Genomic DNA, 14,358 nt, shown 5'->3' on the forward strand with positions numbered 1-14,358 from the left:
GTTACGCTCCTGCCGTTGGCTGGACCGGCGCAAACAGCAAGGCACCGTCGGGGTCGAAAATGAACAGGTCATCGGGCTTGAAATAGACCGTGCAGCGCGCGCCGATGTCGAGCGCATGGACGCCGCTCAGTTGCGCCACCAGCGACAGATCGCCGCGGTGCAGGTGGGCATAGGTTTCGGAGCCGCTGATTTCGGACAGGTCGACTTCGGTCGCTATCGGCAAGGCTCCGGATTGCTCCGGTGTCAGGCGCAGACTGTGCGCGCGCAGTCCGAGGATGACTTGCGGGTGCCCGGCAAGTTGCTGGCGCTGTTGTGGCGTGAGCGGGATCGTCAGTCCGTCGCCGAGTTGCGCGAACCCTTTGCCATCGACGCTGGCCGGCATCAGATTGATAGGCGGATCGCTGAAGGTGCGCGCGCTGTTGATGCAATTGGGTGCGTTGAAGACATCGAGTGTCCTGCCTTGCTGCAGCAAGCGGCCCTCGTGCAGCACGGCGATGTGGCCACCGAGTTGCAGTGCTTCCAGCGGCTCGGTGGTGGCATAGACGACGGTGGTGCGGCCATCGGAAAACAGCTCCGACAACTCCTTGCGCAGTTCTTCGCGCAGCTTGTAATCGAGGTTCACCAGCGGCTCGTCGAGCAGCAGCAGTTCGGTATTCTTGATCAGTGCGCGGGCCAGCGCGCAGCGTTGCTGCTGGCCGCCGGACAGCTGGGCCGGCACGCGTTCGAGATGCGGCGTGATGTGCAGGCGTTCGGCCATATCGTGCACGCGGGTACGGATTTCGGCTTCGGGCACGCGCTGGATGCGCAGCGGCGAAGCGATATTTTCAAATACCGAAAACGACGGATAGTTGATGAACTGCTGATAGACCATCGCCAGATTGCGCTGCCGTACCGGCACACCGGTGACGTCCTGGTCATCGACCAGAACGCGGCCGCGGGTCGGGCGATCGAGTCCGGCCATGATCCGCATCAGCGTGGTCTTGCCGGCCTGCGTGGTACCGAGCAGCACGTTGATCGTGCCGGGTACCAGGGCCAGGGACAGCGGATACAGATGGTGCTGGGCACCCTGCTTCTTGCTGGTGTTTTCTAATACGAGGCGCACTGTGTCTCCTGCTATGTTGTCGCGTCGGCCTTTTTGTCCGGTCGATCGCGAGGTTGTCGTGGCTAGTTGTTGTGTTGTGCTGCCATCCAGCTGTCGAGTCGTTGCGCTGTGTCGGCTGGCAGGTGTAATCCCAGCTTTGAGCGGCGCCACAGGATGTCGGCGGCGCAGCTTGCCCATTCATGCTGCATCAGGTAGTGCACTTCCGTTGCGTACAGACCGGTGGCGATTTCTTCGCCAAGGTCGGCGATGCCGGTTTTATCTGCCAGCAGCAAATCGATCCGGGTGCCGTAAGCGCGCGCGTAACGCGCGACCAGTTTTGCCGGCAGCCATGCGTATTTTTTCTGCAGGCCCTGCACGTAGCCGTCGAATTCCAGCACCGCACGGTTGGCCGGGACCGGGCCGTACAGGTCGCCGCCGGGCAGGCAGGCATCGGCGGTCCAGCTTGGCGTGTGGTTGCCGAGTGCCGGAGCGAGCAGGTCGACCGCTTCTTCGGCCAGCTTGCGGAAGGTGGTGATCTTGCCGCCGAAAACCGAGAGCATCGGTGCGCCGCCGTTGCCAGCGTCAGCGCCGGTGTCGAATTCGAGCCGGTAATCGCGCGTCACTTCCGAGGCAGCAGCCGACGCATCGTCGACCAGCGGACGTACGCCTGAGTAGGACCATACCACGTCGGTCGGCACTATCGGTATTTTAAAATACCGGCTGGTTAGTTCGCACAAGTAATCAATTTCATGCTGTTCGATGACGACCTTATTGGTATCGCCGTGGTATTCGAGATCGGTGGTGCCGATCAGCGTGAAGTCATCTTCGTAGGGAATGGCAAACACGATGCGGCCGTCCGGGTGCTGGAAAATATACGCATGCGGATGCGTGAACAAACGCTTGACGACGATGTGGCTGCCCTTGATCAGGCGCACGGTTTTGGTCGATGGCTGGTGAGCAGCATCCTGCAGGAAGTGGGCAGCCCACGGACCGGCGGCATTGACGATGCTGCGCGCATGCACCACGACGGTGTCGCCGGCCTCATTGCGCAAGGTCACTGCCCAGTATTTGTCATGGCGTACCGCCGAGACGCAGGTGGTATGCGTATGGATTTGCGCGCCGCGACTGGCCGCATCAATGGCATTGAGGACGACTAGTCGAGCATCGTCGACCCAGCCATCGGAATACATGAAGCCGCGGGTAAAAGTGGATTTGAGTGGCGTGCCGGTCGGGTCGGTGCGCAGGTTCACGCCGTGCGAGCCGGGCAGCATCTCGCGGCGGGCCAGTTTGTCATACAGGAACAGGCCGATGCGGATCATCCAGGCCGGGCGCTGACCGCGATCATGCGGCATCACAAAGCGCAGCGGCCACATGATGTGCGGTGCCGAGCGCAGCAGCACTTCGCGTTCGATCAATGCCTTGCGCACGAGATTGAATTCGTAATGTTCGAGGTAGCGCAAGCCACCGTGGATCAGCTTGGTCGAGGCCGACGAGGTGTGCGCGGCGAGGTCGTCTTTTTCGCACAGAAGCACCGACAGTCCGCGGCCGGCAGCGTCACGGGCGATGCCCGCACCATTGATGCCACCGCCTACGACCAGCACATCTACTTCGATGTTGGATTGATTCTGGACCATCTTGATCTCGCCTCCGTCTGCAAAGTTAGCTATGATTCAGGGAACAAGATACGACATATACCGAACAGTAACCAACATTTATTTTGTTTATTTATTTTCGTTTGGGTTCGTTTTAACGGTAATCACCTCATCCGGAGAATTTTGATGACGCTCAATCCTCGTCAACGGCAGTTGCTGGACGTAGTCCGCAAGCGCGGCACGATCTCGGTAGAAGAGCTGGCGCAGCAGCTCGACGTGACGCCGCAAACCGTACGACGTGATGTCAAGCAGATGGAACTGGCGCGCCTGCTGGCGCGCTATCACGGTGGTGTCGGCTTGCCCTCGTCGGTCGAGAATATCGACTACCGTCAGCGCCAGATCCTCAACAGCGATGCCAAGCAGCGTATCGCCGCTGCCGCCGCCGCGCGAGTGCCGGCGGGCAGTTCCCTGCTGATCAATATTGGTACGACCACGGAAGCGGTTGCCCGCGCACTGATGAAGCACAAAGGCCTGCACGTGGTGACCAACAACCTCAATGTCGCCACCATCCTGTCCGACAATCCGGATTGCGAAGTGATTGTCACCGGCGGGCTGGTACGCGGACGTGATCGTGGCATCGTCGGCGAAGCGACCATTGATTTCATTCGTCAGTTCAAGGTCGACATCAGCATCATTGGTGTTTCGAGCATCGAGGCGGACGGCACACTGCGCGACTTCGATTCGCGCGAGGTCAAGGTCGCCCAGGCGATCATCGAACAGGCGCGCGAAGTCTGGCTGGTGGCCGACAGCGACAAGTTCGGCCGGCAGGCGCTGGTGCGCATGGCGCATCTGTCGCAAATCGATGTACTTATCACGGATGCTCCACCGCCGGAGGCGCTGGCCGCGGTGCTGGAAGCCGCACAGGTCTTGGTAGTGGTGGCGGCGTAAAAAGACGCTTACTGGTCACTTTCAACATCGTTTCCGGATGTGTGCGACAGTAGCTCTACAGTTTCGGCAGAACCGAAAACCAAGTTCATCTGTTCTTTCCACTTCACTTTATCAAAGGGATTACATCATGAAAAAAATTATATTAGCCGCCGTCATCGCCTCCGCCGCCTTCGCCGCACAAGCCAAGGACATCGTTGACACCGCAGTCGGCGCTGGTAATTTCACCACACTGGTTACCGCGATCAAGGCCGCCGGCCTGGTCGACACGCTCAAGGGCAAAGGCCCGTTCACCGTCTTCGCACCAACCGATGCCGCCTTTGCAAAAGTACCAAAGGCTGACCTGGATGCACTGTTGAAAGACAAAGCCAAGCTGACCGCCGTACTGACCTATCACGTCGTGCCAGGCACCGTGATGGCGAAAGACATCAAGGCCGGTGACGTCAAGACCGTTCAAGGCTCAAACGTGACACTGGCCACCACCGGTGGAGTGACAGTCAACAAAGCCAAAGTCACCACGGCTGACATCGTCGCCGACAATGGCGTGATCCATGTGATCGATACCGTGCTGATGCCGAAGTAAAAGCAAGATATTGGCGGTTCCGGAAGTCGCGTCATGATCTGGCGCTGCGACAGGAACCGGTCGATTGCATTAAACAAAAAACCCGCCGTTACCATCGGCGGGTTTTTTGTTTAATGCGCGTCCGGTACAGGTATTTTGGTCCACGATGATGGTTCTGCGGTGCATCCGCGTGCGCACAAAAAAACTCTGCCCAAGTCACGGCAATACAGGAATTTGCAGGGTGGGCACAGGTTCATCGTGTCCACGCGAGCGACACAAAAACGTGGGCATTGATGGCATTTTCCGGTGCGCTCGCACGCCGACCCGAAAGGTGGGTGCCAGTCCTGGAGGGCAGTGCACCGTCTGTCCGTTAGTCGGCCATCTTCGCCGCACGCCGCTGTACATCTCCCAGATCGCCGCTGATGGCTGCCGTCAAACGGCTGCCGAAGATCGGATCCGCCTTGTAGAAGTGCATCAGCATGATCTGCTTGATCTCGCTGTTATTGACTTTGCCGAGATCTGACGCGAGGTTGCCGATCAGGTTGGTTTGCTGCGCGCTGTTGAGCCCACGGAAGAACTCGCCGGCCTGCGTAAAGTTATCCGTTTTCTTGATCGGTGCCTGGATGGTCGTGCCGGTCAACGGGGTTTCGACATATTTGTAGTCAGGGTTTTCAGTGGCTGTTCCGGCCTGACGGGAAGGTTGGTAATTGACTTCACCGGAGCGTCCGCCGCGATTGCCCTGACCGTCCGAGTTACCGTTGCTCACCCTGACCAACGGCGCATTGATCGGCAAGGTCTTGCTGTTGGCACCCAGTCGGTGGAGTTGCGTATCGGCGTACGAAAACAAGCGTCCCTGCAGCATCTTGTCTTCGGACGGTTCGATGCCGGGCACCAGATTCGATGGCGCAAAAGCAGCCGACTCAGTGGTTTCAAAGAAGTTATCCGGCACCTTGTTCAGCGTCATCGTGCCCAGCAAGGTTTCGGGCAAACCGGGCCATGTCTTGGTTGCGTCAAGCGGGTTGTAAGCGTACTTGTCGAGGTCGGCTGGCGGCATCGTTTGCACATACAAATCCCACTTTGGCAGATCACCGTTGCGGATGGAGCCGTACAGGTCGTTGGTCAGGTTATTGAAATCCTCACCCTGTACACGCGCTGCCTCGGCACGGGTCAGGTTCTGCTCACCCTGCCGGCTCTTCCAGTGGAACTTCACATAGGTCACGATGCCGGCCTGGTTGACCATCTTGAACGCATGCACGCCGTGGCCATCCATTTTCCGGTAGGACGCCGGAATACCCATGTCCGAGTACAGACGGGTCAACTGGCTGGTACTTTCCGGCACGTGACTGAAGAAATCGAAGAAGCGATTCGGGTCCTGCACGTTGGTCACAGGGGAGGGCTTGAGAGCATGAATCATGTCCGGAAACTTGATCGCATCACGAATGAAAAAGATCGGTAGGTGGATGCCGGCCAGATCCCAGTTGCCTTCCTGGGTATAAAACTTGGTCGCGAATCCACGCGGATCGCGTAGTGTTTCGGGTGAGCCTTTCGGATGGATGACCGTCGAGAAACGGACGAAGACGGGTGTCTTTCTGCCGGCGGCGGCAAACATATCGGCGCGCGTCAATGCTGATGCATTGCCGGACGAGACAAATTCGCCGAACGCACCGGTACCACGGGCGTGCACCACGCGTTCCGGAATCCGTTCGCGGTCAAAACGCTGCAGTTTTTCAATCAGGTGGGAATCTTGCAGTAACGAGGGACCATTCGGTCCGGCCGTTTGCGAATTCTGGTTGTCGCCGACCGGCGATCCGTTATCGCGAGTCAGCGTCTGGGCATGGGCGCTACTGGCCAGTACGGTAATAAGGCCAAGCACGGCCAGGCGGGAAGCGGACAATCGGGGGGATGCAAACATCATGTGACTCCAAGTTGAACTGCGCAACAGCGCGCGATGGAGTCTTTATAGCTTGATAGAAGAAAACTATATATTTGCAATTACTGATTGGGTTTTAAGATTATCGCTATGAGTGACAATACTCGAGTTACTTTTGCTACCACTGTTGTGTAAAAAGAAGGTTTTGACCGTTCGGTGACGGCCTTTTCGTTACCCTGTAAGTACTGTCAGCGTCAGCCTTGCACGCCGAACTGCAGCGCCGCCAGACTCGCATACAAACCATCGAGTGCGACCAGTTCCGCATGCGTACCCATTTCGACGATGTGGCCGTGTTCGAGTACGACGATGCGATCGGCCCGCTTGACGGTCGCCAGTCGATGCGCAATGACCAGCGTGGTCCGCCCGACCATCGCTGCTTCCAGCGCGCTTTGCACCAGCCGTTCGGACTCGGCATCGAGTGCGCTGGTGGCTTCATCGAGCAAGAGCAGCGGCGGGTTTTTCAGCATGGCGCGGGCGATGGCGATGCGCTGGCGTTGACCGCCGGACAGGCGCACACCGCGTTCGCCGAGGAAAGATTGATAGCCTTCCGGCAGGCGCTCGATGAACTCGTGCGCGGCAGCCATCCGGGCGGCGGCAATCACCTCCTCATCGGTGGCGCCGGCACGGCCGTAGCGGATGTTTTCCATCGCATTGGCCGAGAACACCACGGTGTCCTGCGGCACGATGCCGATGGCACCGCGCAGTGTGTGCAGATCGAGTTCGGTGATATCGACGCCATCGAGCAGGATACTGCCCTGCTGCGGGTCATACAGGCGCAACAGCATCTGGAACAGCGTGGTCTTGCCGGCACCGGAAGGCCCGACGATGGCGATGGTTTCTCCGGCCGGAATGGTCAGCGACAGGTGCGTCAATGCGGGGCTGTCCGGACGTGATGGATAGTGAAACGTGATGTCCTTCAAGGTCAGCGTGGCACCGCCGGCACTCTGTTGCGGCAAAGGTTTCGGAACCGCTGGCGACTGGATCGGCGACTCTTCGGCCAGCAGTTCAAGCAGGCGCTCGGTGGCTCCGGCAGCGCGCTGCGCTTCGCCGAGCACTTCGGACAACGCGCCGATCGAGCCGGCGACGATGGCTGCGTACAGGATGAACTGCCCGAGCGATCCGCCGGTCATCGTGCCCTGGATGACCGCATGGGCACCCAGCCACAGCACAAACACAATCGCGCCAAAGACCAGCAGGATCGCAATCATCGTCAGCAGCGAACGCGCACGGATGCGCCGCATCGCTGTCACGAAGGCGTTTTCGACGAGGCTGCTGAAGCGCTGCGATTCGATTTTTTCATGCGTGAAGGCTTGTACGGTTGGCATCGCATTGAGGATTTCACCGGCCATCGCCGAGGCATCGGCAATGCGATCCTGGGTGTCGCGCGACAGCTTACGCACGCGCCGGCCAAAGATCACGATCGGTGCGACCACCAGAAACAGTGCGCCGAAAATGATGGCCGTCAGCTTCACGCTGGTGATGAACAGCATCACCATGCCGCCGATAAACAGCAGCACATTGCGCAGCGCCATCGAGATGCTGGTGCCGACGACCGACTGGATCAGCGTCGTGTCGGTAGTCAGGCGCGACAGCACTTCGCCGCTTTGGGTCGTCTCGAAAAACTGCGGGCTTTGTGTCACCACATGCGCGTAGACCGCGCTGCGGATATCGGCCGTAACGCGCTCGCCGAGCCACGACACCATGTAAAACCGCGCCGCTGTCGCAATGGCCAATACGCTCGCCACGCCGAACAGCGCCAGAAAATACAGGTCGATGTGGTCGGCGCTTCTGGTGCCGTTGCCGCCGAAACCGAGGTCGATCATTTGCTTGAAGGCATACGGCACGGCCAATGTCGCGCACGCCGCCACCAGCAGGGCAACGCCCGCAAGGAGGAACTGGCGCAGATACGGTTTCAGGAATGGCAACAACTCGGCCAGCGTGGCGAGGCTGGCTTTTTTGGCGACGGGTGTTTCGGGTGCGTTGGCAGGTTTGGCGATGTGCGCGGTGGTACTGGAGTTCGTGGTCGTCGTGGTCATAGTTTCAAAGGTTTTACGTAGCCGGTCATTTCGAGGTAACCGCGGCCTGCCGGTTGCCCTGCGCGCAGAATCGTCACGCCACCTTCCCAGTACACCGAGCCGGTCGACTGGCGCGAATCGAGCTCCTGATCGTCCTGCAGCGGGATCAGTTGCCAGGTCGTGCTACCGGTCGTGATCCGTGTCGCCACGGGATACGATGCGTTGGTCCGCGGCGAGCGCCAGTGGCGCTGCGGCGCGAAGTGTACTTGGTCCGGCTTGAATTGCGTGACGACACCGGATTTATCGCGCAATGCAGCGTGGGCCCAGAGTTTATCACCCTGCTTGTTACGAATCTGGAAAGCCATCAATGCGCCGCCATCGTCGAGGTTGGCACCGAGCCAGTCCCAGCCGCTGGCATCGGCATCGAGCACGCTGGTCGACCATTCATGATCGAGCCACGCGGTACCGGTGATGGCCACCGGCGCGCCATTGCGGGCGAGCTGGCCGCTGACCTGCAATTGCGGCTGGCTGTAGTAATAGCTGGCCTGTTCGATGCGCGGCCCCTTGCGCGAAAAACCGCCATCGCCTTGCACCAGCGGTGGCTGGGTCGGCACCAGCGATAGGTTCAGCGTGAAGTCGCGGGCCGTGATCGTTGCGTCGTAACTGCCGTCGGCATGCCGCAGCAGGTGCCAGTCATCGAGCAGGATGTCGGTGTTGCCTTCGCGGGCGTAGGCCAGCCCGAAGCCGGCGCGCGCCGTGCGCTGGTCGTGCACCAGCTTGCCGACGGCGGGATCGGACAAGGCCGCATGCGCGATGATCAGTTGCGACGGCGCGAACGCGCTCGGGTTGCTGCGGTCATGCTCCGTGGCTGAGCGGAAGAAGGTGATCTGGAAGCCGAGCGGCTTTTTGTCCGGTGTTTCGATCCAGCCGGTGGCGTACCACCATTCGGTGCGGAAGTCCGGATGCGATCCGAAGTCGGCAGGAAATCGCAGCGGCATGTCCGGCCTGACGGTGGCGAACACCGGCGGCGCGGCGTGCGCCCAACCGCACAAGGCCAGCAGCACGATCAGCCAGCGCATCACCAGTCCTCCCGCACGGCGCGGATGGCGTCACCGGCCACCGCCCGCGAACCGGCGATGACGGCCGTTGCCGCCGATGACACCAGCAGCAAACCGGCCACCGATCCCAGCATGATCCAGGGCATGTGCAATTGCATACTCCAATGAAAAGATTGCGGATTGACGATAAAGATCAGCACCAGGCTGATGACCCAGCCGAGCACGAAACCGACCGTGATGCCCAGGCCGGTCAGCAAGCCGCCTTCGATCCCGAGCACCAGCAGGATTTGCCGGCGCGTCACGCCGACATGGCGCAGCATGCCGAACTCCTTGGCGCGCGCCAGCGTCTGCGCCGAAAAAGTCGCCGCCACGCCGAACAGGCCGATGACGATGGCGACCACCTCCAGCAAGTAAGTCACCGCGAAACTGCGGTCGAAAATTTTCAGGCTGAGGGCGCGGATTTCACCGGGATCGGAAAACTCGACAGCACTGCCGAACGGCAGCGCCCGGAAATCGCGGATCACCTGGCCGGTCGTCACGCCAGGCTGAAAAAATAGCGCGGCATCGCTGACATTGAGGTCACCTGTCAGTCGCTGGTAATCGGTCAGCCGGATTTGCACCGCACCCGACTGCCGCGCGTAATCACGCCATACCCCGACCACCTTGAACGGTGGCGCGTTGGCCCCCAGTGGCAGCGTCACTTGCTGGCCGACCCGATAGCCGTACAAGTCCAGCATCGCTTCCGAGGCCCACAGCGGCAACACCCCGGCCGGCAGTTGCGTCGCATCGATGACATCCTCGGTCAGCGGCAAGGTGCGGTCAGGATTGGCAGCGTCGATAGGACGCGCCAGCAAGGCCACGGCCGGACGCGCCGGATCCAGCGTCAGCGGCAAGGTGCGTAAAAATTCGGCACGCTCCACGCCGGGCAGGGCGCTGATCAGACGCTGTTCGGCCGGCTTCATCGCACCCGTGTCACCACTGGTCGCTGAGCGCACATACAGATTCGCTGACAACAATTGCACCAGCCAGTCATCGACCGAGACCCGGAAACTCGACACCATGATCGCCATCGCCACCATCAAACTGAAGCTCGACAGCACGCCGCCCAGCGCGATCGAGGCCTGGTTGGGAGCATTGGCCAGCCGCGCCAGCGCCAGCATCGTGACCGGTTGGCGTTGCCCGCGCCGGCTCAGCGCGGCAAACACCAGTGCCGCACAACGCGGCATCAGCGCGATCCCGCCGACCAGCAGCAAGGCCACCGCAAGATAACCGAATAGCGGCAGCTCGAACACCGGCGGTAAGGTCGTCAGTAACGCCGCCAGCAGCAGACAGGCCAGCGCCGGCCACGGCGTCGACAGGCGCGACAGGGCGACGTCTTCGCTGCCGGATTTGAGTGCCGGTGCCGGTTGCGCACGGGCCGCTTCGAGTGCCGGCGCAAGACTGCCGAGCAGCGCAATGCCGGTGCCGAGCACGAAGAAAATAATCGCTGTCGTCCAATTTAATTGCACGCTAGGCCGGATGCCGGGGAAGTACCCGCCGCCCAGATCGCCACCAAAAAATCGCAGCGCCAGCGCCGCCAGCACGTAGCCGCCAACCAGCCCGACCAGCGAGCCGAGTGCGCCCAGCAAGCCACCCTCGAGCAATACTTGCCGCAGCAGCAGGCCGCGGGTCAGGCCGATCACGCGCAGCAGCGCGAACTGGGAGCGGCGTCGCAGTACCGACAAGGCTTGCGTCGAAAACACCAGGAACGCGCCGGTGAACAATGCCACCAGCGCCAGCACGTTCAGGTTGACCCGGTAGGCGCGCGACATGTTGGCGCTGCGTGATTCCAGGTCGGCATTCTCGGTCACCAGCAGCGTCGGGAATTGGCTGGCCAGCGTGCGGCGAAAGGTCGCGCGCGAGACACCGGTCGCCAGCTTCAGGTCAATACGTGACAGCTTGCCGAGTCGCTCGAAACGCCACTGCGCGGCAGCGATATCCATCACCGCGATGCGCTGGCCGGGGCGCGCACGGACGATGCCGCCGGCCACGCGCAGGCTCACCGTGCCGGTGCCGTTTTGCAGTTGCAAGGTATCGCCGACCTTGACCTCGAGCCAGTCCTGCGCGGCCGGTGACAGAAAGATCGCGTCATCGGCCAGCGTGTCGAATGGCTGGTCGGCGGACGGCACGCCGAGCAGATCGGGAGCGAGGGCAGAGGCGCGGAACAGATCGATGCCGAGGATCTTCAGCGCGCCGCGCTGACCCGGAATGGTGGCATCGATGTCCAGCACCGGATTGGCCAGCACGACGCCGTCATGGCGTGCCAGTTGCGGATAGACTTTTTCATCGAACAGCGGTTGCGCACCGCGCACCTGCAAGTCCGACTGGCCAGTCAGGCTGCGCGCGGCAGCCGAGAATTCATTGAAGGCCGCGCCATTGATCAGGTCGATGGCAAAGCCCAGTCCGACGCCGAGCGCGATCGCCGCGATCGCTGCCAGCGCGCGCCACGGGTGTGCGCGCCATTCGCCGAACACCAGCCAGCGCGTCAGCAGCGCGATCATGCAGCAGGTAGCGGATGCAAGCCGGCGCTGGTCAGGATCAGGATGCGGTCGGCGGTCTCTGCGGCTGCCAGCGAATGCGTGACCATGATGGCCGAGGCACCGTTGGCCTTGATCTCGGCGCGCAGCAAGTGCAGCACGTCGGCAGCGGTGTCGGGGTCGAGGTTGCCGGTCGGTTCATCGGCCAGGATCAGCGTCGGCCGGTGCACCAGCGCACGCGCAATCGCCACGCGCTGCATTTCGCCGCCTGATAACTGGCGCGGAAAATCATGGCCGCGTCCGCGCAGGCCGACCTGGTCGAGCATGTCGGTGGCGCGTTCGAGCGGCGCGCCATTGAGCAGCAGCGGCAAGCCGACATTTTGTGCCAGCGTCAGATGTGGCAGTACATGGAAGGCCTGAAAAATGAAGCCGAGTTTTTCGCGTCGCAGGCGGGTCGCGGCGTCGTCGCTGAGGCCCGATATCGGCACGCCATCGAGCAGCACGCTGCCGCTGTCGGGCATATCGAGGCCGGCGATCAGGTTGAGCAGTGTCGATTTGCCGACGCCGGATTCGCCCATGATCGCGATGTATTCGCCGGGCTGCAGCACGAAGTCCAGCTGCGCCAGCACCACGCGGCCATTGCCGTAAGCCTTGCGCACGGCACGGCATTCGAGTGCTGCCGGTAGGGCGGGCGAGGTCATTTCCATCCGACCACCCACACGGTGGCATCGTCGAGCTCGCGCCAGAAAATAGTTTCAGTGCGTAGGGAATGGACGGCCTGCAAATCCACTTGGGTGATCGGCGAGCCATCTTCCGGCACGACGACGCGTGACACCAGAAAATGTTTTTCGCGATTGACCGGTGTCAAGGCTGTCCACTTTGAAAGGAGGAGTTTTTTGGGCGAGATCGTCATGCGGTGATTTTTTGTTGGGTAAGCTAAACTTGGTCCAGTTTAGTGTGGATTGCAAAACAGGGTTGGCGCTCCGGGCGTGGCCGCAATCTGCGACAGCCCAGTTAATTTATTTCTTCAGGGAACACCATGGATCGTCGTACCTTCCTTAAAACTACCGCCATTGCCTCGGCCGTCTCCGTCATCCCGTTCGGCCAGGCAGCATTTGCCACCGAAGGTCCGTGGCGCACGTTCGACGTGACGACCCGCGTCGAACTCAACAGCACCGGCGCAGCGAGCGTCTGGTTGCCGATCCCGACTGTCAATACCGATTATCAGAAAGTCCTGGAGACCACCTTCAAGACCGCCGACGGCAAGGCGCAGATCGTGCAGGACGCCAAATACGGTGCCGGTATCCTGGTGGCCGAATTCAGTGGTGGCGGCAAGCCGGTCGTCGAAGTCACCACCCGCATCATGACGCGTGATCGCCGTGTTGACCTTACCGCCGCACCGAATAACGAACAACTCGATCCTGCCGAACGCAAGCTGGCACTGGCTGCGACCGACCTGCTGCCGACCGATGGCATCGTGCTCTCGACAGCGCAGGACATCACCAGGGGAGCGAAGACTGACATGGCCAAGGCCCAGGCCTTGTACGACTGGGTCGTCGACAATACCCGCCGCGATGCCAAGGTGCGCGGTTGTGGTGTTGGCGATATCAAGGCGATGCTCGAATCAAATAACCTCGGCGGCAAGTGCGGCGACCTCAATGCTTTGTATGTCGGGCTGGCCCGTTCGGTCGGCATTCCGGCGCGGGATGTCTATGGCGTGCGCGTCGCTGACTCACGGCTGGGCTACAAATCGCTCGGCAAGTCAGGCGACATCACCAAGGCGCAGCATTGCCGCGCTGAAGTCTATCTGGCCGGTTACGGCTGGGTGCCGGTCGATCCGGCCGACGTGCGCAAGGTTGTGCTCGAAGAAGGCGGCGGCTTGCCTCTGACCGACGTAAAAGTCGAGGCGGCCCGCAAGCGCTTGTTCGGTTCGTGGGAAATGAACTGGATGGCCTTCAATTACGCCCACGACGTGCAGCTGCCCGGCGACAAAAAAGGCGCGATCGGCTTCTTCATGTATCCGAACGCGATGATCATCGAAGACGGCAAGGCGGCCCGCGTCGACAGCCTCGATCCGGACAACTTCAAGTACCAGATCACGTCACTTGAAATCACCGGCTGATCGGGCTTGATGCGCACCTCATTACGAACGCTGCTGCTGGCGGCGATGACCTGGCTGGCATTGGTGGCGGCACCGGCGGTGCAGGCACAAGCCAGCTGGATGGCGTTTTCCGGCCAGGGCCAGCCGCCTATGCCGCTGCTGCTCGATGACCTTGACGGCAAGCCGGTTGATCTCGCGAGCCTCAAGGGCCAGGTGGTAGTGGTGAATTTCTGGGCTACCTGGTGTGATGGCTGTAAAGCAGAAATCCCGGCGCTGAACCGCCTGCAGCAACGCTTCAAGGACCGCAAGCTACATATCCTCGGCATCAACATCGGTGAAGGCAAGGCGCGCATCGGCCAGTTCACCCAGCGCATCCCGATCCAGTACACCATTCTGCGGGACGCCGATTCGGTCGCCATGAAAGCCTGGCACGTGCGCATCATGCCGACCACCTTCCTGATCGACAAGCAGGGCCGGCTGCGCTACGAGCTGGTCGGCGAAGCCGATTGGGACGACCCCGTAATTCAGGCACCTGTCCTCGACCTCTTGAAATAGGAG

At 61.1% G+C, this 14,358-nt stretch carries 12 protein-coding genes; 4 read left to right on the forward strand and 8 right to left on the reverse strand.

The window, feature by feature from the left end:
• Position 1: 1 nt before the first annotated feature.
• Positions 2–1,102 (reverse strand): ABC transporter ATP-binding protein, encoded by a 1,101-nt coding sequence (locus RHM62_RS07290; protein WP_322124860.1) that lies wholly within the window; start codon positions 1,100–1,102, stop codon positions 2–4.
• A gap of 62 nt (positions 1,103–1,164) precedes the next feature.
• Entirely contained in the window at positions 1,165–2,715 is a 1,551-nt protein-coding gene (gene glpD, locus RHM62_RS07295; protein ID WP_322124861.1) for a glycerol-3-phosphate dehydrogenase, read from the reverse strand.
• A 144-nt stretch (positions 2,716–2,859) separates the two neighbouring features.
• Here glpD and RHM62_RS07300 point away from each other — a divergent pair, with 144 nt between their 5' ends.
• Together RHM62_RS07300 and RHM62_RS07305 are read left to right on the forward strand one after the other, a co-directional pair.
• Positions 2,860–3,621, forward strand: a complete 762-nt coding sequence (locus RHM62_RS07300) for a DeoR/GlpR family DNA-binding transcription regulator (RefSeq protein ID WP_322124862.1) — start codon at positions 2,860–2,862, stop codon at positions 3,619–3,621.
• Positions 3,622–3,748: 127 nt separating this feature from the next.
• Positions 3,749–4,201, forward strand: coding sequence for a fasciclin domain-containing protein (locus RHM62_RS07305; protein WP_322124863.1), 453 nt, complete (start codon positions 3,749–3,751; stop codon positions 4,199–4,201).
• Positions 4,202–4,550: 349 nt separating this feature from the next.
• On the opposite strand, the gene RHM62_RS07310 is transcribed toward RHM62_RS07305, so the two are convergent.
• The 6 genes from RHM62_RS07310 to RHM62_RS07335 all read right to left on the reverse strand — a co-directional run bounded on the left by RHM62_RS07310 (position 4,551) and on the right by RHM62_RS07335 (position 12,612).
• Positions 4,551–6,095: a catalase gene (locus tag RHM62_RS07310; RefSeq protein ID WP_416172297.1), complete on the reverse strand. Its 1,545-nt coding sequence runs from the start codon at positions 6,093–6,095 to the stop codon at positions 4,551–4,553.
• Positions 6,096–6,304: 209 nt separating this feature from the next.
• Complete coding sequence (locus RHM62_RS07315; protein ID WP_322124864.1) at positions 6,305–8,146, reverse strand: ABC transporter transmembrane domain-containing protein; 1,842 nt, start codon at positions 8,144–8,146, stop codon at positions 6,305–6,307.
• The gene (locus tag RHM62_RS07320; RefSeq protein ID WP_322125349.1) at positions 8,143–9,204 is read right to left on the reverse strand and encodes a carotenoid 1,2-hydratase; all 1,062 of its coding nucleotides are present in this window, start codon (positions 9,202–9,204) and stop codon (positions 8,143–8,145) included. Before RHM62_RS07320 ends, RHM62_RS07315 begins: the two co-directional genes overlap by 4 nt.
• On the reverse strand, positions 9,204–11,723 hold the full coding sequence (locus RHM62_RS07325) for an ABC transporter permease (RefSeq protein WP_322124865.1): 2,520 nt from the start codon (positions 11,721–11,723) through the stop codon (positions 9,204–9,206). Before RHM62_RS07325 ends, RHM62_RS07320 begins: the two co-directional genes overlap by 1 nt.
• Positions 11,720–12,406 (reverse strand): ABC transporter ATP-binding protein, encoded by a 687-nt coding sequence (locus RHM62_RS07330; protein WP_322124866.1) that lies wholly within the window; start codon positions 12,404–12,406, stop codon positions 11,720–11,722. Before RHM62_RS07330 ends, RHM62_RS07325 begins: the two co-directional genes overlap by 4 nt.
• On the reverse strand, positions 12,397–12,612 hold the full coding sequence (locus RHM62_RS07335) for a TIGR02450 family Trp-rich protein (protein ID WP_322124867.1): 216 nt from the start codon (positions 12,610–12,612) through the stop codon (positions 12,397–12,399). The genes RHM62_RS07330 and RHM62_RS07335 overlap by 10 nt, the downstream gene beginning before the upstream one ends.
• A gap of 126 nt (positions 12,613–12,738) precedes the next feature.
• Between RHM62_RS07335 and RHM62_RS07340 the strand changes: the two genes are divergently transcribed.
• Positions 12,739–13,821, forward strand: coding sequence for a transglutaminase-like domain-containing protein (locus tag RHM62_RS07340; RefSeq protein ID WP_322124868.1), 1,083 nt, complete (start codon positions 12,739–12,741; stop codon positions 13,819–13,821).
• A gap of 9 nt (positions 13,822–13,830) precedes the next feature.
• Positions 13,831–14,355, forward strand: coding sequence for a TlpA disulfide reductase family protein (locus RHM62_RS07345; RefSeq protein ID WP_322125350.1), 525 nt, complete (start codon positions 13,831–13,833; stop codon positions 14,353–14,355).
• Positions 14,356–14,358 lie beyond the last annotated feature (3 nt).

Source organism: Actimicrobium sp. CCC2.4, assembly GCF_034347385.1.
Taxonomy (GTDB): Bacteria; Pseudomonadota; Gammaproteobacteria; order Burkholderiales; family Burkholderiaceae_D; genus Actimicrobium.